Source organism: Streptomyces sp. NPDC051051, from assembly GCF_040682975.1.
Taxonomy (GTDB): Bacteria; Actinomycetota; Actinomycetes; order Streptomycetales; family Streptomycetaceae; genus Streptomyces.
Map to the genome: position 1 here is coordinate 90,110 of NZ_JBFBCB010000010.1, position 24,539 is coordinate 114,648.

At 73.1% G+C, this 24,539-nt stretch carries 17 protein-coding genes and 1 pseudogene; 14 read left to right on the forward strand and 4 right to left on the reverse strand.

The window, feature by feature from the left end:
• Positions 1–16 precede the first annotated feature (16 nt).
• The 4 genes and pseudogenes from AB0N31_RS10720 to AB0N31_RS10735 all read left to right on the forward strand — a co-directional run.
• Positions 17–610, forward strand: coding sequence for a hypothetical protein (locus AB0N31_RS10720; RefSeq protein WP_366058002.1), 594 nt, complete (start codon positions 17–19; stop codon positions 608–610).
• A gap of 189 nt (positions 611–799) precedes the next feature.
• On the forward strand, positions 800–1,198 hold the full coding sequence (locus AB0N31_RS10725; protein WP_366058003.1) for a hypothetical protein: 399 nt from the start codon (positions 800–802) through the stop codon (positions 1,196–1,198).
• Between the two features lie 80 nt (positions 1,199–1,278).
• Positions 1,279–1,452, forward strand: a complete 174-nt coding sequence (locus AB0N31_RS10730) for a hypothetical protein (RefSeq protein ID WP_366058004.1) — start codon at positions 1,279–1,281, stop codon at positions 1,450–1,452.
• Between the two features lie 91 nt (positions 1,453–1,543).
• Positions 1,544–2,140, forward strand: a pseudogene (locus tag AB0N31_RS10735) (cytosine permease); the annotation flags it as partial.
• Between the two features lie 75 nt (positions 2,141–2,215).
• Here the strand turns inward: AB0N31_RS10735 and AB0N31_RS10740 are convergent.
• Both AB0N31_RS10740 and AB0N31_RS10745 read right to left on the reverse strand, forming a co-directional pair.
• Positions 2,216–2,899: a hypothetical protein gene (locus AB0N31_RS10740; protein ID WP_366058005.1), complete on the reverse strand. Its 684-nt coding sequence runs from the start codon at positions 2,897–2,899 to the stop codon at positions 2,216–2,218.
• A gap of 297 nt (positions 2,900–3,196) precedes the next feature.
• On the reverse strand, positions 3,197–3,676 hold the full coding sequence (locus tag AB0N31_RS10745) for a YbhB/YbcL family Raf kinase inhibitor-like protein (protein WP_366058006.1): 480 nt from the start codon (positions 3,674–3,676) through the stop codon (positions 3,197–3,199).
• Between the two features lie 319 nt (positions 3,677–3,995).
• Here AB0N31_RS10745 and AB0N31_RS10750 point away from each other — a divergent pair, with 319 nt between their 5' ends.
• A complete protein-coding gene (locus tag AB0N31_RS10750) occupies positions 3,996–4,388 on the forward strand; it encodes a DUF3224 domain-containing protein (protein ID WP_366058007.1) in 393 nt (130 codons plus the stop codon).
• Positions 4,389–4,526: 138 nt separating this feature from the next.
• Here the strand turns inward: AB0N31_RS10750 and AB0N31_RS10755 are convergent, their stop codons facing one another.
• Positions 4,527–4,805, reverse strand: coding sequence for a hypothetical protein (locus AB0N31_RS10755; RefSeq protein ID WP_366058008.1), 279 nt, complete (start codon positions 4,803–4,805; stop codon positions 4,527–4,529).
• A gap of 173 nt (positions 4,806–4,978) precedes the next feature.
• Here AB0N31_RS10755 and AB0N31_RS10760 point away from each other — a divergent pair, with 173 nt between their 5' ends.
• The 7 genes from AB0N31_RS10760 (at position 4,979) to lpdA (ending at position 20,273) form a co-directional block, all read left to right on the forward strand.
• Positions 4,979–6,808, forward strand: a complete 1,830-nt coding sequence (locus tag AB0N31_RS10760) for a gamma-glutamyltransferase (protein ID WP_366058009.1) — start codon at positions 4,979–4,981, stop codon at positions 6,806–6,808.
• A 139-nt stretch (positions 6,809–6,947) separates the two neighbouring features.
• Complete coding sequence (locus AB0N31_RS10765; RefSeq protein WP_366058010.1) at positions 6,948–7,796, forward strand: inositol monophosphatase family protein; 849 nt, start codon at positions 6,948–6,950, stop codon at positions 7,794–7,796.
• A gap of 152 nt (positions 7,797–7,948) precedes the next feature.
• Positions 7,949–9,361, forward strand: coding sequence for an NAD(P)/FAD-dependent oxidoreductase (locus AB0N31_RS10770; RefSeq protein ID WP_366058063.1), 1,413 nt, complete (start codon positions 7,949–7,951; stop codon positions 9,359–9,361).
• Between the two features lie 110 nt (positions 9,362–9,471).
• On the forward strand, positions 9,472–9,981 hold the full coding sequence (locus AB0N31_RS10775; protein WP_366058011.1) for an O-acetyl-ADP-ribose deacetylase: 510 nt from the start codon (positions 9,472–9,474) through the stop codon (positions 9,979–9,981).
• A 369-nt stretch (positions 9,982–10,350) separates the two neighbouring features.
• The gene (locus tag AB0N31_RS10780) at positions 10,351–14,628 is read left to right on the forward strand and encodes a molybdopterin-dependent oxidoreductase (protein ID WP_366058064.1); all 4,278 of its coding nucleotides are present in this window, start codon (positions 10,351–10,353) and stop codon (positions 14,626–14,628) included.
• A 168-nt stretch (positions 14,629–14,796) separates the two neighbouring features.
• The gene (locus tag AB0N31_RS10785; protein WP_366058012.1) at positions 14,797–18,693 is read left to right on the forward strand and encodes a glycoside hydrolase family 2 TIM barrel-domain containing protein; all 3,897 of its coding nucleotides are present in this window, start codon (positions 14,797–14,799) and stop codon (positions 18,691–18,693) included.
• A gap of 167 nt (positions 18,694–18,860) precedes the next feature.
• A complete protein-coding gene (gene lpdA / locus AB0N31_RS10790) occupies positions 18,861–20,273 on the forward strand; it encodes a dihydrolipoyl dehydrogenase (RefSeq protein ID WP_366058013.1) in 1,413 nt (470 codons plus the stop codon).
• Between the two features lie 187 nt (positions 20,274–20,460).
• Here the strand turns inward: lpdA and AB0N31_RS10795 are convergent, their stop codons facing one another.
• Positions 20,461–20,817 carry a metalloregulator ArsR/SmtB family transcription factor gene (locus AB0N31_RS10795; protein WP_366058014.1) on the reverse strand — a complete coding sequence of 119 codons (357 nt, stop codon included), beginning with the start codon at positions 20,815–20,817 and terminating at the stop codon, positions 20,461–20,463.
• A 44-nt stretch (positions 20,818–20,861) separates the two neighbouring features.
• Here AB0N31_RS10795 and AB0N31_RS10800 point away from each other — a divergent pair, with 44 nt between their 5' ends.
• Complete coding sequence (locus tag AB0N31_RS10800) at positions 20,862–22,856, forward strand: heavy metal translocating P-type ATPase (protein WP_366058015.1); 1,995 nt, start codon at positions 20,862–20,864, stop codon at positions 22,854–22,856.
• Between the two features lie 92 nt (positions 22,857–22,948).
• A complete protein-coding gene (locus AB0N31_RS10805; protein WP_366058065.1) occupies positions 22,949–24,529 on the forward strand; it encodes an AlkA N-terminal domain-containing protein in 1,581 nt (526 codons plus the stop codon).
• Positions 24,530–24,539: the final 10 nt, after the last annotated feature.

A 24,539-nucleotide genomic window follows, 5' to 3' on the forward strand; every position in this document is an offset into this window, starting at 1 on the left:
GTCGGAAGGAAAGCGCATGTCGTCCCACATCAGGGCTCTGTCGCCCGTACAGACGGACCCCGGAGTGCTCGTGCACCCGGGAGCCGATCGTCGACTGGCCACCGAGCACTGGCTGTTGTCCACTCTCCCGAAGGACGCCCGGGAACGGGCACGCAAGGAGTGGGGTGAGCACCGGATCGCGATGCTGCCGCTGGGCACGTTGTTCTCCGCCGTACGGCTGCCCGCCCACCTGGTCTACGCGGTGGCCGGCGGGACCCGGCCCTCGAGGGAGGTCGATGCCTTCCTCGACGAGGCCCTCGACGGAGGCCCGGTCATCTGCGACCCGCACGGCCGCCGCTACTACCTCATCGTCCCGGCCAGCATGCCGAGGACGTGGAACGAGGCCGTCGACGACTGGCGCCGGCGGGACCACGAGGTCGACTTCCTCGGCCGCGAGTCGTACCTGGGAGTGCCACGGCTGGACGTCACGGACCCGGACCCGGCGATCGCCTCCTACTGGGCGGTCCCGATGTCCTCTGCCGCGACGCTGTGTGCGCCGCTCACCGTCGCGCGGCTGATCTCCGCCGCGGTGCACATGCTCGGGAAGGGGGCCGACGATGCGCAGGATTGACTGGCGCCTGGTCGCGTACCTCACGGTCCTGGCCGCACTCGGAGCCGCACTGACCTGGGCAATCGCTGATTGCACCTGCTAGGCCGCGTACCAGACGGCTGTCGTTCTTCGCCGATCGGGGCGTCGGCATGTCGCCCGCCCCCCGCTCCTAGACTGGCGCGGCCAGCCCGCCACGAAAGGGAGATCCACATGCGTCCACGAAGGCTTCAGGACTTCGTCCTCGACACCCTGAAGAACACCGCGGGAGCCCTCCAGGTGCGGACCCTGGCGGAGGCCGGCGACGACAAGCACCCCTTCGGTATCGCGGTCAGCACGGCAGACGGCGAGGCCCGCTGGCAGATCATCGGCCAGCTCGCCGACGGCGAGCGCCACGACCACCAGGAGCAGCCTGTCGAGGGCGAGCCGGCCGCATGGACCGACGCAGTCCCTGGGGACAGCCCCGAGGGCTGGCTCGCCGGGGCGATCGGCCAGGCACGCTCGCCGGAGATCGCGCGCATCGAGCGCTGGTCGACCCGCGACGGCAAGCAGGAGCAGGGGATGACCCTGTACTTCCACAACGGCGCGAAGGCGTACGTGCGGAAGCTCTGACCCTCCCCGCCCGGCCGGCCGGGCGGGGAGCAGCACAGCACCACCTGTCAGCACCACCCACACGACGTGAGGAGCTCGATATGGAGGAATGCATGCACGCCCGCCCCGGTGGCCGGTTCGACCCGGGCATGACCGAAGGCTCGTGCCCTGTCTGCGGGGCCGGCGTCGGCGCCGCACCCGGTGAGCCCGTGGCCATGCACCAGCGGCAGGGCTCGCTGGAGACCTGCCCCGGCAGCGGCCAGCCCGCCAGCTGACGACCCCACCCGCGCGGCCGCCGCACCTCCCCGGTGCGGCGGCCGCAGCGCGTTGGCACCACACCTTTGGTTCCTTTAACAGACAGACTGTGGCGAGACGATCTGGGACCCGGTACAGCTCGCCGCCAAGACGGACAACGTCGTGGGACTGCTGTTCGCGCTGGTGACGGTGCTGGTGGCGACGCTGTCGGTGAACATCGCGGCCAACCTGGTCTCGCCGGCCTTCGACTTCTCCAACATCGCGCCCCGGAGGATCAGTTTCCGCACCGGTGCGCTCGCCACCTGCGTGCTCGGTGTGCTGATCTTCCCGTGGAAGCTGTACTCCGACCCGCAGGGCTACATCTTCACCTGGCTCGGCCTGGTCGGCGGGCTGCTCGGCACGGTCGCCGGCATCCTCATCGCCGACTACTGGATCCTGCGCCGCGGCAAGCTCGACCTGGCCGACCTCTACCGCACCGGAGGCCGGTACTGGTACGACGCCGGCTGGAACTGGCGGGCCGTCGTGGCCTTCGCGGTGGGCGGTGTCCTCGCCGTCGGCGGCGCGAGTTTCGAGCCGATCGTCGACGGGCGGCCCGTCCCGGCGCTGGAACCGCTGGCCGACTACGGCTGGGCCGTGGGCCTGGGCACCTCGATGGCGCTCTACGTGGTGCTGATGCTGTCGAGGGGACGGGAGGGGAGCACCGCGTGACGCGTGACGCGTGAGGAACGGTGGGCGGGGCGGCCGGCGGGTGGGAACCCTCCGGCGCCCTGTTCCGGCCGGGGCTCAGTTCACCGCGGCGGCCTTCAGCGAGGCGACCGCCTCCTTCGCCGCCTTGATCGCGCCCTTGTTGATCTCGTCCGTGCTCGGAGCCTTCTTCGACTCGAAGTCGCTGCCGTTGTAGGTGACGACGACGAGCGCGTTCGCCACCCGCGCGATGACGGTGCCCTCACGGGTCTGCTGCTTGTCCTCCGTGGTCAGGTTCACCACCGAGTAGCCCTCGTCCCCGAGCCCCGGAACGGCCCCGCCGCCGTTCTTCTCCGTGGTGCGGTCCTGGTACGAGGACGCGGCGGACTCGTCGGACTCCAGCAGCTCGAAGGAGACGTCCAGCCACCGGTAGTCGTAGCCCTTGAGCGCGTTCCAGGAGCAGGTGCGGCGCAGGGAGGTGTCCGTCGACGGGATCTCCTTGCCCGCCGTCTTGGCGGCCGGCACCAGCGAACTCACCGTCTTGGCGGCCACACTCGTGCAGGGCGGGGGAGCGGCGCCGTACGTCTTCGTGACCGCCGTCGAGGACGGGGCGGACGACTCGGACGACTCCGACGACTCCGAGCGTGACTTCTGCGTGTCCTTGGCCGCGGTCTCCTTCCCGGAGTCGAGCGGGCCGGACGACAGCGCCCAGCCCGCGCAGGCGAGCACGATCACCGGGGTCAGTCGCGCGGTGAGGGCGAGCGGCAGGGGGAGAGAACGCACGGCGCGCTTTCGTGGGGACGGCGCGGACGAGGTCCACGACGCGGACGGGGACGTCAGTTTCACACGACTCCCTGTGGGGAGGAAGTGCGAACTCGCTCCGTGGTGGCGTGGTGACAGCGGAGGGGAGAATTTCCGCCACGGCGGCCGGGGACACCGTCCGGGCGCCGGGCCACCGGCCGCCGCGTCGGCGCGGAGGCGGGAAGCGGGGCGAGAGGTGCCGTTCACCACCCGTCCCACCCTCCGGAGCTGCCCGGACGGTGTACCGGGTTCACGGGCGGCACCGCGCTGCGGCGTGGGTCAGCGGCCGAAGACGACGGTCCGGTGTCCCGCGGCCAGGGCGTGCTCCCGCATGACGACGTTGACGGCGGCCATGGGCAGGTCCTGAGGCACGTCGAGGTCGGCCGTGGCCAGTGCCACCACGGTGAACACGTACCGTTGGGCGCGGTCCCCGGGCGGCGGGCACGCGCCGCCGTACCCGGTCTCGCCGAAGTCGCTCCGGCCCAGTACCGCGGGCGCCGGCAGGCCCGGATCGCCCGGTGCGACGGTACCCGCGGGCAGCGAGTGGGTGCTTGCCGGGATGTTCCACGCGGACCGGTGCCAGAACCCGCTGGAGGTCTCCGAGTCGACGTCGAACCTGGAGATCAGGAAACTCCTGGTCCCGGAAGGAGCGCCGTGCCACTTGATCGCGGGTGACTTGTTCTTGCCCGTGCATCCGTACCGGTTGAGCGTTTCCTCCTCCCCGAAGGTCCCTCCTCGGGGGATGTCCGGCAGGGTCACGCGGGAGGTCGGGAGGTCGGGAGGTCGGCGGGGAGCGCCGGCCGCTGGGCCACGGTGACCGTCGTCTCGTCCTTGGATCGAGCAGGCGCCGCCGCACCGGACGCTAGCGCGACTCGGCGTCACGTCGGGCGCAGCGCTGCGCGCACAGATTCGTCGAGGCCTCCGGGGCCGACGGGCTCGGCGGCATTTCCGAGGAGGCAGGGGTGCTCCGTGGGGAACAGGTTCCGCCGTCCTGGCCGTTACTCTGACTTCGCGTCACGCCAGCCGGCGCAGTGCCACCACCATGGCCGACCGTCTCGATCGAGAGGACCGTCACAGGATGACCACCCGAGCAACCGGTACGTACACGACGAAGTCGTGGAAGGAGAACCCGTACCACAAGGAAGACGGCTCGGCGACCCTGACCCGCGCGAGCGTGGAGAACGGCTTCACCGGTGATCTCGCAGGCGACGGGATTCTGGAGTACCTCATGGTCTACGCGGCGGACGGAACGGCGACCTACGTCGGCCTCCAGCGCTTCGAGGGACGCCTAGGTGAGGCGCAGGGAACGTTCGTCGCCCGCATCGAGGGCGCCTTCACCAGCGCCGCCGCGGAGACGTGGACCATCGTCGAGGGTTCCGGGACCGGTGGGCTCAGCGGCATCTCGGGCACCGGCTCCGTCCGGTCGCTGGACGAGAAGACGGCCGAGTACACCGTCGACTACACCCTCTGACGCGTATTCAGGGACCGCGGGGGCCGGGGCGCGCGTCGTCCCGGCCCCCGCGCCGCGTCGCGGCCGCCGCACGGGAAATTCTTCCGATCGCATGCCCGCGATGCGCTGTGGTGAGCATCCTGTTCCGTTCCCCGTTCCTCACGTGGGCTCGTCCGAGTCCGCCGGAACGGCGAGTATGCAGAAGATCAGGAGCGCCATGACCGTCAGGCCCGCCGACGACCGGTCGGCCGCCGAGGAACGCCACGACTCGGGCCGGAGCAACGTGCTCGTTCGGCTGATCCTCGTCACGCTGCCGATGCCGAGTTGCTCATCCAGGTCGACCAGACCGTCGTCAACGTTGCCCCGCTTTTCATCCAGCGCGATCTCGACTTCACGCAGTCGAACCGGGCTTCCCACCCACCGGGAGCCGGGGAACACCCGCAACACCGACCCTGCGCGCGGCAGCGGCCGACACCGGCAGCCGGAGCCGGGCGGAGGAGGCGACGGGGCCACGGGGAGGAGAGGGTCTCACTCGTTGCTCCCCAGCTGCTCCCCACGGCCCGTTTCGTGGGGGACAGGCCGACCGGCGTACACGAACATCGAGGTCAGACATGCAGTTCACGACTCGCCCCACCCTGAGCGGCACCTTCGGCATGGTGTCCGCCACCCACTGGCTGGCCTCCCAGTCGGCGATGGCCGTCCTGGAGGACGGCGGCAACGCCTACGACGCCGCCGTGGCCGGCGCCTTCGTGCTGCACGTCGTCGAACCCCACCTCAACGGTCCCGCCGGAGAGGTGCCGATCCTGCTCGCCCCCGCGGGCGGCGAGGTGCGGGTGCTGTGCGGGCAGGGCGTCGCCCCGGCCGGCGCGACCGTCGCCCACTACCGCGGGCTCGGTCTGGACCTCGTCCCCGGCACGGGCCCCCTCGCGGCGGCCGTGCCCGGCGCCTTCGACGCCTGGCTGCTCCTGCTCCGCGACCACGGCACCAAGTCCCTCGACGACGTCCTGAAGTACGCCATCGGCTACGCCGAGCACGGGCACGCGCCCGTGGAGAACGTCGGCGCGACCGTCGAGACCGTACGCGAGCTGTTCGAGACCGAGTGGACGTCCTCCGCGGAGGTCTACCTGCCCGGTGGCCGGGCGCCCGGCCCCGGCCGGCTGCTGCGCAACCCCGCGCTCGCCGCCACCTGGAAGCGGCTGCTCGCCGAGACGGCCGGCGCCGGGGACCGGACCGCCCGCATCGACGCCGCGCGGGAGGTCTGGCGCAGCGGATTCATCGCCGAGGCCCTCGTCCGGCAGGCCGGGCGCCCCACCCTGGACACCAGCGGCGAGCGCCACGCCGGCACCCTCACCGCCGCCGACCTCGCCGGCTGGTCCGCGTCCTACGAGGCGCCGGCGACGTACGACTGGAACGGCTGGACCGTCTGCAAGGCGGGCCCCTGGAGCCAGGGCCCGGCCTTCCTCCAGCAACTCGCCCTCCTCCCGCCGGAGCTGCCCGCCCACGGCTCCGCCGACTACGTCCACCTCCTCGTGGAGGGCTGCAAACTCGCCATGGCCGACCGCGAGGCCTGGTACGGCGACGCGGCCGGGGTCCCGCTGGACGAGCTGCTCTCGGCCCCGTACAACGCCGGCCGGCGCGCGCTGATCGGCGACAAGGCGTCGTACGAGCTGCGGCCGGGCCGCCCCGGCGGACGCGAGCCCCGGCTGAGCGCCCACGCGCGCGTGGTGACCACGGACGAGCCCGGGTTCAGCCCCATGGGCGCCGGCGAGCCGACCGTCGCCAGGCGTCCGGCCCCGCCGGTGCCGGGGGAGCCCGAGACCGCCGCGGACGGGACCGTCCGCGGCGACACCTGCCACCTCGACGTCGTCGACCGCTGGGGCAACATGGTCGCCGCCACGCCCAGCGGCGGCTGGCTCCAGTCCAACCCGGTCGTGCCCGAACTGGGCTTCCCGCTCGGCACCCGGCTGCAGATGACCTGGCTGGAGGAGGGCCTGCCGAACTCCCTCACCCCCGGCCGCCGCCCCCGCACCACCCTCACGCCCTCGATCGCGCTGCGCGACGGCGTCCCGGTCCTGGCCTTCGGCACCCCCGGCGGCGACCAGCAGGACCAGTGGCAGCTGCACTTCTTCCTGGCCGTGGCCCTGCGCGCGCGGGTGCGCGGCGGCCTGGACCTCCAGGGCGCGATCGACGCCCCGAACTGGCACACCGACGCCTTCCCGGCCTCCTTCCACCCCCGCGGCATGCGGCCGGGCAGCCTGACCGTGGAGTCCCGCATGCCGCGGCCCGTCGTCGAGGACCTCCGCGGCCGCGGCCACGACGTGACCGTCGCCGACCCGTGGTCCGAGGGCCGGCTGTGCGCCGTCGCCCGGGACCCGGAGACGGGGATCCTGTCGGCGGCGGCGAACCCACGCGGGATGCAGGGGTATGCGGTGGGGCGCTGAGGCGGGGCCGGGACAAGGGCCGGAGGCGGGGACCCTCTCCCCTCTCCCCTTGTCCCCCCTTCTCCTCTCTTCATCCCGATTCCACCGAGTGTGCACCGGCGCGGCGGGGATTGTCAGTGGGGCGTGTTCTCATGGAGGCATGATCGGAGACACGGAAACCATCGACGAGTTTCTCGCCCGCCACGCCGGTGACGTGGCGGACGCCGTCCGCAAGGCCGCCGCCGCGGAGATCCTGCCGCGCTTCCGGCAGCTCGCCGCGCACGAGGTGGACCAGAAGACCGGGCCGCACGACCTGGTCACGGACGCCGACCGCAATGCCGAGCTGTACCTCACCGAGGCCCTCGGCGCCCTGCTGCCCGGTTCGATCGTCGTCGGCGAGGAGGCGGTGCACGCCAACCCGGTCGTCTACGAGGCGATACGGGGCGACGCCCCGGTGTGGATAGTCGACCCGGTCGACGGCACCCGGCAGTTCGTGCACGGCGACGACGGCTTCTGCACCCTGATCGCCCTCGCCCGGCACGGCGTCGTGCACGCCTCCTGGACGTACGCCGCCGCCCGCGACCAGCTGGCCACCGCCGTGCGCGGCGGCGGCGCCTTCCTGGACGGCGAGCGGCTGTTCGCCGGTCCGCCCGCACCCGGTCGCGACCTCACGGTGGCGACCTCGCACCCCGACTACACCACCGACGACCAGAAGCGCGCCCTGCTCGGTCTGTGGACGGACGGCGTCGCCCCGCGCGCCTGCGGCTCGGCGGGCCTGGAGTACCTCGCCGTGGCCCGGGGCGAGTTGGACGCCACGGCCTTCTCCTGGGAGGCGGCCTGGGACCACGCGGCCGGACTGCTGCTGGTCGAGGAGGCGGGCGGCGCCCACCTCACCCTCACCGGCGAGCCGTTCAGGATCACGGGCGGCAACTCCCTGCCGTTCACGGCCGCCCGGGACACGGCGACGGCCCGGCGGGTGACCGGCCTGCTGTCCGGGGCCCGTCCCTGACCCCCGCCGCCTGAACCCCGTCCCCGGCCGTGACGGCGTCCGCGTCGGCGGCGGCCCACCGCCACGTTCCACCGCGCCGCCTACGCCGTCGTGCTCCCGGCATATCCTGATCCCGGAGGCCGCCGGCTGACGAAGGGGTCCAAGTGTCGTCGATGCTCGATGTCGTCGTGGTGGGAGCGGGGCCGAACGGCCTGACGGCCGCCGCGGAGCTGGCCCGCCGCGGTTTCTCCGTGGCCCTCTTCGAGGCGAAGGACACGGTGGGCGGCGGCGCCCGCACCGAGGAACTCACCCTCCCCGGCTTCCGCCACGACCCGTGCTCCGCCGCACACCCCCTCGGCGTCAACTCGCCCGCGTTCCGCGCCCTGCCCCTGGAGCGGTACGGCCTCGAATGGCTCCACTCCGAGCTGGCCATGGCGCACCCCTTCCCCGACGGCAGCGCGGCTGTGCTGTCCCGCTCGGTCGCCGAGACGGCCGCCTCCTTCGGCCCCCGCGACGCGGGCGCGTACCGCAGGCTGGTCGAGCCCTTCCTGCCCAAGTGGGACGCCCTGGTCCGGGACTTCATGGCGCTGCCGCTGACGGCACTGCCCCGCGATCCCGTCACCCTCGCCCGTTTCGGACTGGTCGGCCTGGCCCCGTCCACCTGGCTGACCCGCCGCTTCCACGACGAGAAGGCCAGGACCCTCTTCGCCGGACTCGTCGCCCACGTCATGGCCCCCCTCGGCGGCTTCGCCACCGGCGCGGTCGGCCTGGTCTTCGCGCTCGCCGCGCACGCCCGCGGCTGGCCGGTTGCCCGCGGCGGTTCCCAGGCCATCTCGGACGCCCTGGCCGCCTACCTGAAGGACCTCGGCGGCGCCATCCACACCGACTACGAGGTCAAGCGCCTCGACGACCTGCCCCCGGCCCGCGCCTACGTCTTCGACACCTCGCCCACCGCCCTGGCCCGCATCGCCGGCCTCGGCCGCTTCTACGAGCGCTACCGGTACGGCGCCGGCGTCTACAAGATCGACTACGCGCTCGACGGCCCGGTCCCCTGGACCGCCGACGAGGCCCACCGCGCCACCACGGTCCAGATCGGCGCGGACAGCGCGGAGATCGGCGCCGCCCTGCGCGCCGCCTCCCGGGAGGGTCGCCCCCCGCGGAAGCCCTTCATGATCACGGTGCAGCCCGGTGTCGTGGACCCCACCCGGGCCCCGGCCGGCAAGCAGGTCTTCTGGGCCTACGCCCACGTGCCCAACGGCTGGAGCGGCGACCTCACCGACACGATGGAACGCCAGCTGGAGCGCTTCGCGCCCGGATTCCGCGACCGCGTCCTGGCCCGCGCGATCGCCGGCCCCGCCGAACTCGCCGCCCGCAACGCCAACTACGTCGGCGGCGACATCGGCACCGGTGCCGCCTCCGGCCTCCAGCTCCTGCTGCGCCCCAGACTCTCCCTGTCCCCGTACTCCACCCCGCACCCGGCCGTCTTCATCTGCTCCTCGGCGACCCCGCCCGGCCCCGGCGTCCACGGCATGTCGGGCCACAACGCGGCCAAGGCGGTCTGGCGCAAGCTGCGGCAGCAGCCGTAGCGCCGCCGTCACCGCGTCGCAGACCCCGCGTCGCAGACCCCGCGTCGCAGACCCCGCGTCGCAGACCCCGCGTCGCAGACCCCGCCTTCGCGGAGAGAGGCCGATCCGCCATGACCGCCGTCACGTTCGTCCAGGGCGACATCACCGCCCAGTCCGTGGACGCCGTCGTCAACGCCGCCAACTCCTCGCTGCTGGGCGGCGGCGGGGTCGACGGCGCCATCCACCGCCGCGGCGGACCCGCCGTCCTGGAGGAGTGCCGCAAGCTCCGCGCCGGACACCTGGGCAAGGGCCTGCCCACCGGCAGGGCCGTCGCCACCACCGCCGGCCGGCTTCCCGCCCGCTGGGTGATCCACACGGTCGGCCCCCGCCACAGCGCCGAGGAGGACCGTTCGGAGCTGTTGGCCTCCTGCTACCGCGAGTCCCTACGCGTCGCCGACGAACTCGGCGCCCGCACCGTCGCCTTCCCGGCCGTCTCCGCCGGCATCTACGGGTGGCCCGTGGACGACGCCGCACGGATCGCGGTGGAGACCGTACGGGCGACGCCGACGGCGGTGGAGGAGGTCAGGTTCGTCCTCTTCGACGAACGGGCGTACGCGGCGTTCGCCGCGCGACTGGGCTGACGGGGGACACGGCCCCCCCGCCGCCTCGTCCCCCGTTCCCGGCGGGCCGGCTCCGTCCGGCACCCGTCGCCGTCGACGACACGCGGGCCGGGCCGGGCCGCAGCGACCGTGGCCGGCGTCCGTCCGGCATCCGTCGCCGTCCGCGGCACGGGAGCCGGGCCGCCACGCCCCGGACCGGTGCCCCGCCGGTGAGCCCGAGCGCGGGCCGCCGCGCGCGTGCCCGCTCACATCCGGCCGTCCTCGGCTGTGCGCCGGGATTAACCCCCGGCGGCCGGTCCGGGAGACACCTGTGTAATGCACGGTTCGTACCGTCGCGGAAGGCTCGCGGTGGCTCTCACCAGGCCGATCGTCAGGAAGAAGGGGGCGCCCGTGGCCGTGCCGGACCCGCGGACCGACAGCACGACGAAGGTGCGCACGGTCTGCTCGTACTGCGGCGTCGGCTGCGGCCTGGTCCTCGACGTGGGCCGCGGACCGGACGGACGCCGTACGGTCCTGAAGGCGTCCGGCGACAAGGAGCACCCGGCGAACCTCGGCCGGCTGTGCACCAAGGGCGCCACCACCGCCGACCTGCTCGCCGCACCGGGCCGGCTCACCACCGCCCTGGTCCGCCCGGACCGCGGCGAGGAACCCGAGCCGGCGCCCGTCGACGCGGCCGTCGCCGAGACGGCACGCCGGCTGCGCGCCGTCGTCGACGAGCACGGCTCCGACGCGGTCGCCCTCTACGTCTCCGGCCAGATGAGCCTCGAAGCCCAGTACCTCGCGAACAAGCTGGTCAAGGGGTACCTGCGCAGCAACCAGATCGAGTCCAACTCGCGGCTGTGCATGGCCAGCGCGGGAACCGGCTACAAGCTGTCCCTCGGGGCGGACGGCCCCCCGGGCTCCTACGAGGACCTCGACCGGGCGGACGTCTTCCTCGTCATCGGCTCCAACACGGCCGACTGCCACCCGATCCTCTTCCTGCGGATGATGGACCGGGTCAAGGCGGGCGCGAAACTGATCGTCGTCGACCCGCGCCGCACCGCCACCGCCGCCAAGGCCGACCTGTTCCTGCAGATCAGGCCGGGCGCCGACCTCGCCCTGCTCAACGGCCTCCTGCACCTCCTGCACGAGAACGGGCACACCGACCCCGCCTTCATCGCCGCGTACACCGAGGGCTGGGAGGCGATGCCGGAGTTCCTCGCCGACTACCCGCCCGCGACCGTCTCCGGCATCACCGGCATCCCCGAGGCCGACCTGCGCGAGGCGGCCCGGCTGATCGGCGAGGCGGGGGAGTGGACCAGCTGCTGGACGATGGGCCTCAACCAGTCCACGCACGGCACCTGGAACACCAACGCGCTGGTCAACCTCCACCTCGCCACCGGCAGGATCTGCCGTCCCGGCAGCGGTCCGTTCTCCCTCACCGGCCAGCCCAACGCCATGGGCGGCCGGGAGATGGGCTACATGGGCCCAGGCCTGCCCGGACAGCGGTCCGTGCTGGTCGACGCCGACCGGGCCTTCGCCGAGGACGTGTGGGGGCTGGAACCCGGCACGATCCGCGCCGACGGCGTCGGCAAGGGCACCGTCGAGATGTTCCGGAAGATGGCCGCGGGCGACATCAAGGCCTGCTGGATCATCTGCACCAACCCCGTCGCCTCCGTCGCCAACCGCCGCACGGTCATCGAGGGCCTGGAAGCCGCCGAGTTCGTCGTCGCGCAGGACGTCTTCTCCGAGACGGAGACCAACGCCTACGCCGACGTCGTCCTGCCCGGCGCGCTGTGGACCGAGACCGAGGGCGTCCTCGTCAACAGCGAACGCAACCTCACCCTGGCCCGCCCCGCCGCCGACCCGCCCGGCGAGGCCACGGCCGACTGGCGGCTGATCGCGGCCGTGGCCCGCGCGATGGGCTACGAGAGCGGCTTCTCCTACGACAGCGCGGAGCAGGTCTTCGAGGAGATCAAGCGCTTCCACAACCCGCAGACCGGCTACGACCTGCGCGGTGTGACGTACGAGCGGCTGCGTGCCACCCCCGTGCAGTGGCCGGCCGCCACCGTCGACGGCCCCCACCGCAATCCCGTCCGGTACGTCGGCGAGGGCGGCTCGCTCACCTTTCCCACCCCCAGCGGCCGTGCGGTCTTCCACGCCCGCCCGCACGTCCCGCCCGCCGAGATGCCGGACGACGACTACCCGTTCGTCCTCAACACCGGCCGCCTCCAGCACCAGTGGCACACCCTGACCAAGACGGCGAAGGTGGCCAAGCTCAACAAGCTCGATCCGGGCCCGTTCGTCGAGGTGCATCCCGAGGACGCGGCCGGGCTCGGGATCGCCGACGGCGACTCGGTGGAGGTCGCCTCGCGGCGCGGCCGGGCCGTGCTGCCCGCCGTCGTCACCGACCGGGTGCTGCCCGGCTCCTGCTTCGCGCCCTTCCACTGGAACGACCTGTTCGGCGAGTACCTCAGCGTCAACGCCGTGACCGGCGACGCCGTCGACCCGCTGTCCTTCCAGCCGGAGCTGAAGGTGTGCGCGGTGTCGCTGTGCAGGGTGTCGACGCCGGTGAGCGTGCGGGCGCCCGGCAGCCTGCCGGCGCCCCCGCCGGCCGTCGGGCCGACCGCGGTCCGTCCCGCCACCGCGGCTCCCGGAACCGTGCCCCCCGTCACCGCGGCCCTCGTCGCGCCGGCCGTCTCCCCGTCCGACTCCGCGGCCGCCGCGTTCGGTCTGGAGCCCCTCCCGCCGCCGGTCCTGACCGAGCCGGAACGGCGGTACCTGGTCGGGTTCCTCGCGGGGATCCCGGCCGGCGCCCCCGGCGTACCGGTGCTGCCGCCGGACGCGCCCTTCAGCCCGGACCACGCCCTCTGGGTCAACGGCACCCTGGCCGGGATGTACTCCCGCACCGGCGAGGGGCCCGGCGCCCACCCGGTCACCGGCACCGCGCCGCGGCGGCCCGCGGGGCGCCGGGTGGTGATCCTGTGGGCCTCGCAGACCGGCAACGCCGAGGAGGTCGCCGCCGCCACCGCCGACCGGCTCGCCGCGGGCGGCCACACCCCCGCCCTCGTCGCCATGGACGAGGCCGACCCCGCCGCCCTGCCCTCCGACGCCGATCTCCTGCTGATCACCAGCACCTTCGGCGACGGCGACGCCCCCGACAACGGCGCCGGCTTCTGGGACGGCCTGGCCGGCCTGGACGCCGGACGCCTGACCGGCCGCCGCTACGCCGTCCTCGCCCTCGGGGACTCCTCCTACGACGACTTCTGCGGACACGGCCGCCGGCTCGACCACCGCATGGACGAGCTGGGCGCCGTACGGCTGGCGCCCCGCACCGACTGCGAACCGGACTACGAGCCGCAGGCCGACGCCTGGCTGGACCAGGTGCTCAGCGCGCTCAAGGAGGCCGAACCCGGGGGAGCGGCGGGGACCGGGGAGGCGGTACGTTCCGCACCGGCGGCCGGGTTCCTCACCCAGGCCCCACCGGTCCCATCCGTCCTGTCCGTCCCACCGGTCCCGTCAGCCGCGCCCTCCCCGCCCGTCACCGCCGCCGCCCGCCGCTCCGGGCGCCCCGCGCCCGTGACCGCCCGTCTGGTCGGCAACCGGTTGCTGAGCCGGCCCGGTTCCGGCAAGGAGGTGCGCCGCTTCACCTTCGACACCCGCGACAGCGGGACCCCGCTCGTCCACGAGGCCGGTGACGCCCTCGGCGTACGCCCCCTCAACGCACCCGATCTGGTCGCGGAATGGCTCTCCGTCACCGGGCTCGACGCGCACGCGCGGGTACGGCTGAACGGTGTCGGTGAGGTCGCCCTCGACGAGGCCCTGCTGCGCCACCTCGACATCACCCGGATCACCCCCGCCCTGCTGCGGTTCACCGCCGACCGCGTCCGCGACCCCCGCGAGCTGCGCAAGCTGCTGCGTCCGGACAACAAGGGCGAGCTGGCGAAGTGGTCCTGGGGACGGCAGGCCGTCGACGTGGCCGCCGAGTTCGGGGTGCGGGCCGGGGCGCAGGACTGGGCCGAGGCGCTCGGACGGCTCCAGCCACGCCTGTACTCCATCTCGTCGAGCCCGCTCACCGACCCCCACCTCGTCTCGCTCACCGTCTCCGTCGTGCGGTACGAGAACCTGGCGGGCCGCCCCCGGCAGGGCGTCTGCTCACCCTTCCTGGCCGACGCCGGGCCGGGCACCGAGGTGCCGGTGCACGTGCAGCGCTCACCGCACTTCCGGCCGCCCGCCGACCCGTCGACCCCGATGGTGATGGTGGGACCCGGCACCGGCGTGGCGCCGTTCGTGGGCTTCCTCGAGGAGCGCCGCGCGCGCGGCCACCGTGCCCCCAACTGGCTGTTCTTCGGCGAGCAGCGCCGGGCCACCGACTTCCTCTACGAGGAGGAACTGACCGCCCTGCTCGCCGACCGCACCCTGGAACGCCTGGACACCGCCTTCTCGCGCGACCAGCGCGCCAAGATCTACGTCCAGGACAGGATGCGCGAGCACGGCTCCCAGCTGTGGTCCTGGCTGCGGGACGGCGCCCACTTCTACGTCTGCGGGGACGCCTCCCGCATGGCCAGGGACGTCGACGAGGCCCTGCGGGACGTCGCCGTCGTCCACGGCGGCCTGGGGGAGCCGGAGGCGGCGGCGTACGTCAAGCAGCTGGCCGCTGACAAACGGTACGTACGCGACGTCTACTGACGGCCGGTCACCCAGGGTGATCTCCGTCAAGTCGCGTTGCGCCGACTTGAGTTGATATTCGGCCAATATCGGCGCGTCTCTGTTCGGTTTATCAACACCAACGGACAAGATCTGACGCACCCTCCGTCCCGTGCATCCGCACGGTTCGCCACGAGGAAGGTCATGGTCATGTCGCACCCGCACGTGTCGTCCATGGACCGGCCGGACCGCCCCCCGCGGGTGGTCGTCAGCCGTCGTCGTCTCCTCGAGGGATCGGCCGCCGTACTCGGCGCGCTCGCCCTCTCCGCCCCCGCCGCCGGCCGCCGCGCCGCCGCCGCGGAGACGACCCCGGAGTGGAACGGCCGGCTCGACGTCTTCCGGCTCGGCACCGAACCACCCCACACCACCCTCATGCCGTACGCGGACCTCGCCCAGGCCCTCACCGCCGACCGCACCCGCTCCCCCTACCGGATCGGCCTGGACGGGACCTGGAAGTTCGCGCACGCCGACCGCCCCGACGACCGCGACGCCGACTTCCACCGCACCGACCTCGACGACAGCGCCTGGGACACCATCCCCGTGCCGTCGGTCTGGCAGCTGCACGGGTACGACCGCCCGATCTACGTCAACATCACCTACCCGTACTGGGGCCCCAACGGCCACGGCGAGAACCCGCAGCCGCCCGCCGCGCCCACCCGCCACAACCCCGTCGGCCAGTACCGGCGCACCTTCACCGTGCCGGCGAACTGGGCCGGTCGACGAACGTTCCTGCACTTCGAAGGGGTCAAGTCCGCGCACTACGTGTGGATCAACGGCCGTCTCGTCGGCTACCACGAGGACTCCTACACCCCCGCCGAGTACGACATCACCGACCACCTGAAGCCCGGCACCAACCAGATCGCCGTCGAGGTGTACCGCTATTCCGACGGCGACTGGCTGGAGGACCAGGACATGATCCGGCTGAGCGGCATCTTCCGCTCGGTCTACCTGTTCTCCACCCCGGCCGTCCACCTGCGCGACTTCAAGCTGGACACCCCGCTCGGCGCCGACCACACCACCGCGGAGCTGGCGGTGACGGCGAGCGTGCGGGACTACGCGGGCGGATCCGGTGGACGGTACACCGTCGACACCCTTCTGTACGACGCCGACGGGCACCCCGTCTGGCCCCGCCCGCTCCGGCAGACCGTCGACCTCGACTCCGGCGCCGAGGCGACCGTACGCGCCGCGAGGGCCGTCCCCTCCCCCCGCCTCTGGTCCGCCGAGGACCCCTACCTCCACACCGCCGTCCTGCGCCTGCGCGACCCCGCCGGAAAGGTGATCGAGACCCTCTCCCACCGGGTCGGCCTGCGCGAGTTCGCCATCGAGGACGGGCTGATGCGCATCAACGGCCGCCCCGTCTCCTTCCGCGGCACCAACCGGCACGAGATGCACCCCGCCCGCGGCACCGCCCTCACCCGCGCCGACATGATCCAGGACATCAGGATCATCAAGCGGCTGAACATGAACTCCGTCCGCACCTCGCACTACCCGAACAACCCGCAGTGGTACGAACTCGCCGACCAGTACGGCCTCTACCTCGTCGACGAGACCAACCTCGAGACCCACGGCATCCGCGCCGAGTACCCCGGCGACCACCCCGACTGGACGGCCGCCTGCGTGGCCCGCGCCCAGAACATGGTCCACCGCGACAAGAACCACGCCTCGGTCGTCATCTGGTCCCTCGGCAACGAGGCCGGCGGCGGCAGCACTTTCACCGCCATGCACGACTGGATCCGCTCCTACGACCCCACCCGCGTCATCCAGTACGAGGGCGACGACCGCCCCGGCGTCAGCGACATCCGCTCCGAGATGTACGACAGCCCTCAACGCGTCGAACAGCGCGCGAAGGACACCGCCGACACCCGGCCGTACGTCATGATCGAGTACAGCCACTCGATGGGGAACTCCACCGGGAACTTCAAGAAGTACTGGGACCTCGTCCGCCGACACGACGTCCTCCAGGGTGGGTGGATCTGGGACTTCGTCGACCAGTCCCTCAACTGGCCCACGCCGGCCCGCACGTTGTTCACCGAGGCCGGCCCCGCCCGGCTCCGCGGTGAACTCATGGCGTCCAGCGGCACCTTCGACCGCGCCCGGGGTGTCTCCGGAGCCACCGTCTTCGCCCGCGACCCCCGTCTCGACCTCACCGGCTCCCTCACCCTGGAGGCGTGGGTCACCCCCCGCTTCACCGGTTACCACCAGCCGATCATCGCCAAGGGCGACACCCAGTACGCCCTGAAGCAGAACGACCGGACCCTGGAGTTCTTCATCCACGGCGGCGGCCAGTGGATCACCGCCAACTGGACCGTCCCCGAGGACTGGACCGGCCGCGAACACCACGTCGCGGGCGTCTTCGACGCGGACGCCGGCACCCTCACCCTGTACGTCGACGGCGTGCCGCGGGCCACCCGCGCCACCACCCGCCGCCCGAGCGGCAACACCGCGCCCCTTGCCCTCGGCAACGACACCGACAACCACACGCGCGAGTTCAGCGGCACCATCCGCCGCGCCCGCGTCTACGCCCGCGCGCTGACCGCGGCCGAACTCGCCGACGACGACCGAGGTCCCGGCGACGACGGCGTGCGGTTCTGGTTCGACGCGGCGACCGTCGTCGTCGACGAGAGGCAGCCGCGCGAGAAGACCTTCCTCGCCTACGGCGGCGACTGGGGCGACCTGCCCAACGACGGCGCCTTCGTCGCCGACGGCATCGTCACCGCCGACCGCCGCCACACCGGCAAGGCCGCCGAGGTCAAGCGCGTCCACCAGGCCGTCGACGCGGCAGCGGTGCCGGGCGGCAGCCCCGGCGCGGTCACGCTGACCAACGAGTACCTCTTCACCAACCTCCGTGCCTTCGACGGAAGCTGGTCGCTCGTCACCGACGGGAAGGTCACGCAGAAGGGCCGGCTGACCCGCGGCCAGCTCGACGTGCCGCCGCTGACCCGCAAGGACATCACCGTCCCCCTGAAACTGCCCGCCGCCCCGCCGCCCGGCAGCGAGTACTTCCTCGAACTGTCCTTCACCCTCCGGGAGTCCACCCCCTGGGCCGAGGCCGGATTCGAGGTGGCGCGGCAGCAGCTCCCCCTGGAAGCGGGCAGTCCGGCCGTCACCCCCGTCCCCCTCCGGAGCGTGCCCGCCCTCACCCACGAGGACGGCGGCACGACGGTCACCGTCACCGGCCGGGACTTCTCCGTCACCGTCGACAAGCGCACCGGTGCCATCACCTCCTACGAGGCGGGCGGCGTCCCCCTCGTCGTCTCGGGGCCGGCGCCCAACTTCTGGCGGGCGCCCACCGACAACGACCTCGGCAACGGCCAGCACATCCGCAACCGCACCTGGCGCGACGCGGGCACCCTCCGCACGGTCACCGGTGTGAGCGTGCGCGCCCTGCGCGACCGGGCCGTGGAGATCGAGGTCACCGGCACCCTGCCGACCACGACCCCGTCGTCGTACACCACCACCTACACCGTGTTCGGGAACGCCGAGATCAAGGTCGACCACACCCTGCATCCGGGCGCCGCGGACCTGCCGTACCTCCCGGAGGTCGGGAGCATCCTGTTCCTGCCGGCCCGCCTGGAGCACGTGCACTACTACGGCCGCGGCCCCGAGGAGAACCACTGGGACCGCAACAACGGCACCGACGTGGGCCTGCACTCCGGGACGGTGACCGGCCAGTGGACGCCGTACATCCGCCCGCAGGAGAACGGCAACAGGACCGACGTGCGCTGGATCGCCCTCACCGACCGCGACGGCGCCGGACTGCTCGCCACCGGCGAACCCCTGCTGGAGGCCAACGCCTCCCACTTCACGCCCGAGGACCTGTCGGTCGGCGCTCGCCACGACTACCAGCTCACCCCGCGCCCCGAGGTCGTACTGCGCCTGAGCCACCGGCAGATGGGCGTCGGCGGTGACAACAGCTGGGGCGCGCACACCCACGACGAGTACAAGCTGTTCGCCGACCGCGACTACGCGTACACCTACCGGCTGCGTCCGCTGAGCCGCGTCGCGGACGCCACGGCGGCCTCGCGCCGGCCGACGGCGACGGAGTAGGCGCCACCTCGCACCCACGGCGGAGAGGACCTGCCGGAGCCGTCCCCGGCGGGTCCTCTCCGCAGCGATCTCGGACACACCGCGACGACCTCTGTGGCGGCGGGCGCGGGGGAGCGGAACAATCCACCACGGAACGGATAACGCCGAGCAAGGAAGAGGAACGTCCCATGGTGGAGCAGGACGAGCACTTCGATGTCGTCGTACTCGGCGCCGGGCCCGGCGGCTACGTCGCCGCGGTGCGCGCCGCCCAGCTGGGGAAACGCGTCGCCGTCGTGGAGGAGAAGTACTGGGGCGGCGTCTGTCTGAACGTGGGCTGCATCCCGACCAAGGCCCTCCTGCGCAACGCCGAACTCGCGCACATCTTCACCCGTGAGGCGAAGACGTTCGGGATCAAGGTCGACGGAGAGGTCTCCTTCGACTACGGCGAGGCCTACCGCCGCAGCCGCAAGGTCGCCGACGGCCGCGTCAAGGGCGTCCACTTCCTGATGAAGAAGAACAAGATCACCGAGTACGACGGCCGCGGCACCTTCCTCGACCCGCACACGCTCCAGGTGAGCGGTTACGACGGCGAGACCCGCACCATCGGGTTCACGCACTGCATCATCGCCACCGGCGCCACCCCGAAGCTGCTGCCCGGCACCAAGCGCAGCGCCCGGGTGGTGACGTACGAGGAGCAGATCCTCGCCGAGGACCTGCCGCAGTCGATCGTCATCGCGGGAGCCGGCGCGATCGGCATCGAGTTCGCCTACGTCCTGCACCACTACGGCGTGAAGGTCACGATCGTCGAGTTCCTGGACCGGATGGCGCCGCTGGAGGACGCCGAGGTCTCCGCCGAACTGGCCAAGCAGTACCGCCGGCTGGGCATCGACGTGCTCACCTCGACGCGCGTCGACGCGATCGACGAGTCCGGCCCGCAGGTCCGGGTCACCGTCACCGGCAAGGACGGCGCCCAGCAGGTCCTGGAGACCGACAAGGTCCTCCAGGCCATCGGCTTCGCCCCGAACGTGACCGGTTACGGCCTGGAGAACACCGGTGTGACGGTCACCGAGCGCGGCGCCGTCGACGTGGACGGCCGCTGCCGCACCTCGGTCCCGCACATCTACGCCATCGGTGACGTCACCGCCAAGCTGATGCTCGCGCACGCGGCCGAGGCGATGGGCGTCGTCGCCGCCGAGACCCTCGCCGACGCGGAGACCATGGAACTCGACTACGCGATGATCCCCCGTGCCACCTTCTGCCAGCCCCAGATCGCCAGCTTCGGCCACACCGAGACCCAGGCCCGCGACCTCGGGTACGACGTCAAGGTCGCCAAGTTCCCCTTCACCGCCAACGGCAAGTCGCACGGGCTCGGCGACACCACCGGTTTCGTGAAACTGATCAGCGACGCCAAGTACGGCGAGCTGCTCGGCGGCCACCTCATCGGTCCCGACGTCACCGAGCTGCTGCCCGAGCTGACCCTGGCCCAGCAGTGGGACCTCACCGTCCACGAGGTCGCCCGCAACGTCCACGCCCACCCCACCCTGAGCGAGGCCGTCAAGGAGGCCGTGCACGGCCTGGCCGGACACATGATCAACATGTGAAGAAGGGCGGCGGGCCCGTTCACCCGGACGGCCCCGCCGCGCTCGCCCCCGCCGTGGACCCGCGGTGTCCCGGCAACCGGCGGAACCGCGGCGGCGGACAGCGCCGGCGTCCTGGCGGGCGAAGACCGGCTGACGGGGGAAGGACGGCTTCCGTCGGCCCGGACCCGGCGGTGCGGCGGGTTCCGGGTCACTCGGAGGTGTCGCTGATGCCCAGGCGCAGGTGCTCCACGTGGTAGACGGCCTGGTCGAGGAGTTCGGCGACGTGGTGGTCGTGCAGTGCGTAGACGACCGAACGGCCGCGCCGCTCGCCGACCACGAGGCCCAGGTTGCGCAGCAGCCGCAGCTGGTGCGAGCACGCTGACTGCTCCATGCCCACCGCGGCGGCCAACTCCGTGGCGGGGAGCGGGCCTTCGCGCAGGCGCGCGAGGATCAGCAGCCGGGAGGGGGTGGAGAGGGCCTGGAGGGTGGTGGCCACCTTCGCCACGTTGTCCGCGTCCAGGCGCACGCGCTCGGTGGCTGTGGTGGTGACGGCTCCATGACCCATGCCGGTATCTTACCCACCTGACATGAACGAATGAACTGGTCTTCATGTGTTCCTGTACGGTGGGGCGGGTGTCCACCACCCTTGCCTCTCCCCCCACCGCCGCGGGCCCGGCGGCACCCCGCCGCCGCACCCGCCTCCTCGCCCTTCCGGAGGCCCGCTGGGCCCTCGCGGCCACGGTCGCCTTCCTGGCCGGCCTGGGCTTCGACGTCGGCGGCGCACCGTCGTGGGTGTACGGAATCCTGTACGCGGTCGCCTATGCGGCCGGCGGCTGGGAACCGGCCCTCGAAGGGCTGCGGGCCCTGCGCGAGAGGACCCTCGACGTCGACCTGCTGATGATCGTCGCCGCGCTCGGGGCGGCCGCGATCGGGCAGGTTCTCGACGGAGCCCTGCTCATCGTCATCTTCGCCACCTCCGGCGCCCTGGAGGCGCTGGCCACCGCCCGCACCGCCGACTCCGTCCGCGGCCTCCTCGACCTGGCCCCGGACACCGCCACCCGCCTCACCGACGACGGGGAGGAAACCGTCCCGGCCGCCGAACTCCGCGTCGGCGACCTGCTGCTGGTCCGCCCCGGCGAACGCATCGGCGGCGACGGCCGCGTCGTCGACGGGGTCAGCGAGGCCGACCAGGCGACCGTCACCGGCGAACCGCTGCCGGTGGTCAAGCGTCCCGGCGACGACGTCTTCGCCGGCACCCTCAACGGCACCGGCGTCCTCCGCGTGCGCGTCGAACGCGACCCCGCCGACTCCGTCATCGCCCGCATCGTCACCCTCGTCGAGGAGGCCTCCCGCACCAAGGCGCCGACGCAGCTGTTCATCGAGAAGATCGAGCAGCGCTACGCCGTCGCCGTCGTGGCCGCCACCCTCGCCGTCTTCGCCCTGCCGCTCGCCTTCGGCACGGACCTCACCGACGCCCTGCTCCGCGCGATGACCTTCATGATCGTCGCGTCGCCGTGCGCGGTCGTCCTGGCCACCATGCCGCCGCTGCTGTCCGCCATCGCCACCGCCGGCCGGCACGGCGTCCTGGTCAAGTCCGCCGTCGCCATGGAACGCCTCGGCGAGATCGACACCGCCGCCCTCGACAAGACGGGCACCCTCACCGAGGGGGCACCCGAGGTCACCGACGTGCGCCCACTGCCGGGCTCCGGCCTCGACGCCGACGCCCTCCTCGCCCTGGCCGCGGCCGCCGAGCACCCCAGCGAACACCCGCTGGCGCGGGCGGTCGTGGGAGCGGCCCGCGCCCGCGGACTGCGGATCTCCCCGGCGCGGGAATTCGTGGCGACTCCGGGACGCGGGGTCGGCGCGGTGGTGGACGGGTGCGTGGTGGAGGTGGGCAGGGTGGGGGACACCCACCTGCCGGCGGACGCCGACACACACGATCCGGCCCCCGCCCCCCTCCACTCCCGCCTCGACCGCCCTCACCCACGCCCCCCGGCCGGCACCACCGTCCTCGTCACCCGCGACGCCACCCCCGTCGGCACCCTCGTGCTCACCGACCGCCTCCGCCCCGCCGCCCCGGCCGCCACCGCCGCCCTCGCCGGGCTCACCGGCACCACCCCGGTCCTCCTGACCGGCGACAACGCACCCGCCGCCGCCCGGGTCGCCGAGGCCACCGGCATCACGGACGTCCGAGCGGACCTGCTCCCCGAGGACAAGGTGAACGCCGTCCGCGGCCTCCACCTCGCGGGCCGCAAGGTGCTGTTCGTCGGGGACGGGGTCAACGACGCGCCCGCGCTCGCCGCCGCCCACGCGGGTCTCGCGATGGGCCGGGCGGGCTCCGACCTCGCGCTGGAGACGGCCGACGCCGTCGTGGTCCGCGACGACCTCACGGCCGTACCGGCGGTCGTACGGCTCTCGCGGACCGCGCGCCGGCTGGTGCTGCAGAACCTGGTGATCGCCGGCACGTTCATCACCGGCCTCGTCCTGTGGGACCTCGTCGGCCACCTCCCGTTGCCGCTCGGTGTGGCCGGTCACGAGGGGTCGACCGTGCTGGTCGGACTCAACGGGCTGCGGCTGCTGCGGGAGCGCGCCTGGCAGGGGTGACCGGCGAGGGCGCAGTACACGCGAGGCTGATGTCGGATTCCCGCCAGCATGCGACGGGCCCGATGGCCGATGCTGGACGCATGCTGAACGGGATGTACACCGACCGGGAACGCTGTGTACGCGCCGTGCAGTCCAAGGACGCGCGGTTCGACGGCTGGTTCTTCACAGCGGTCCTGACCACCGGCATCTACTGCCGGCCGAGCTGTCCGGTGGTGGCGCCGAAACCGGAGAACATGGTTTTCCACGCGAGCGCCGCCGCCTGCCAGCAGGCCGGGTTCCGGGCCTGCAAACGCTGCCGGCCCGACACCAGCCCCGGCTCCCCGGAGTGGAACCGGCGCGCCGACCTCGTGGCCCGCGCCATGCGGCTGATCGCCGACGGCGTGGTCGACCGCGAGGGCGTGCCCGGCCTCGCCGGCCGCCTCGGCTACAGCACCCGCCAGGTCGAGCGCCAACTCCTCGCGGAACTCGGCGCGGGCCCCCTCGCGCTGGCCCGCGCCCAGCGGGCCCAGACCGCCCGACTGCTCATCGAGTCCACCGCACTGCCCATGGCCGACGTGGCGTTCGCGGCGGGCTTCGCCTCCGTCCGCGCGTTCAACGACACCGTGCGCGAGGTCTTCGCCCTCTCCCCGACCGAGCTGCGCGCCCGCGTCCCGAAGCGCGGCGACGCCACCGCGGCGGCACTCCGCACCCCCACACCCCCGACCCTGCCCTCCCCGACCCTGACGTCCCCGACCCGGCCGACGCCGGGCACGCCACTCGCCGGAACGGCCGCGGCACCCGCCGCCCCCGTCACCCTCCAGCTCCGCCTGCCGTTCCGCGCCCCCCTCAACCCCGACAACCTCTTCGGGCACCTCGCGGCGACCGCCGTGCCGGGCGTCGAGGAGTGGCGGGACGGGGCGTACCGGCGCACGCTGCGGCTGCCGTACGGGCACGGGATCGTGGGGCTCGCCCCGCGCCCCGACCACATCGCCTGCCGACTCACCCTCAGCGACCTGCGGGACCTCACCGTCGCCATCAGCCGCTGCCGGCGGCTGCTCGATCTGGACGCCGACCCCGTGGCCGTCGACGACCGGTTGCGGGCCGACCCGCTGCTCGCCCCGCTGGTGGACAAGGCGCCGGGCCGCCGCGTCCCGCGCACCGTGGACGAGGCGGAGCTCGCCGTGCGCGCGGTCCTCGGCCAGCAGGTGTCCACGGCGGCGGCCCGCACCCACGCGGCCCGGCTGGTGACCGCGTACGGGGACGCCGTCGACGACCCGGAGGGCGGCCTCACCCACCTCTTCCCGACGCCCGAGGCGCTCGCCGCCCTCGACCCCGCCTCGCTGGCGATGCCCCGCACCCGCCGTACGACGTTCACCACCCTCGTCGCCCGACTCGCAGACGGCGGACTGCACCTGGGAGTGGAGTCCGACTGGGCCGAGGCCCGTGCCCGACTGCTGGCACTGCCCGGTTTCGGCCCCTGGACGGCCGACGTCATCGCGATGCGCGCGCTCGGCGACCCCGACGCCTTCCTCCCCACCGATCTCGGAATCCGGCGCGCCGCCGAGGAGTTGGGCCTGCCGTCCACCCCGGCGGCGCTGACCGCCCGCGCGGCGGCGTGGCGCCCCTGGCGGGCGTACGCGGTCCAGTATCTGTGGGCGACCGGCAGCCACCCGGTCAACCACCTTCCGGCCTGAGCATGTTCAC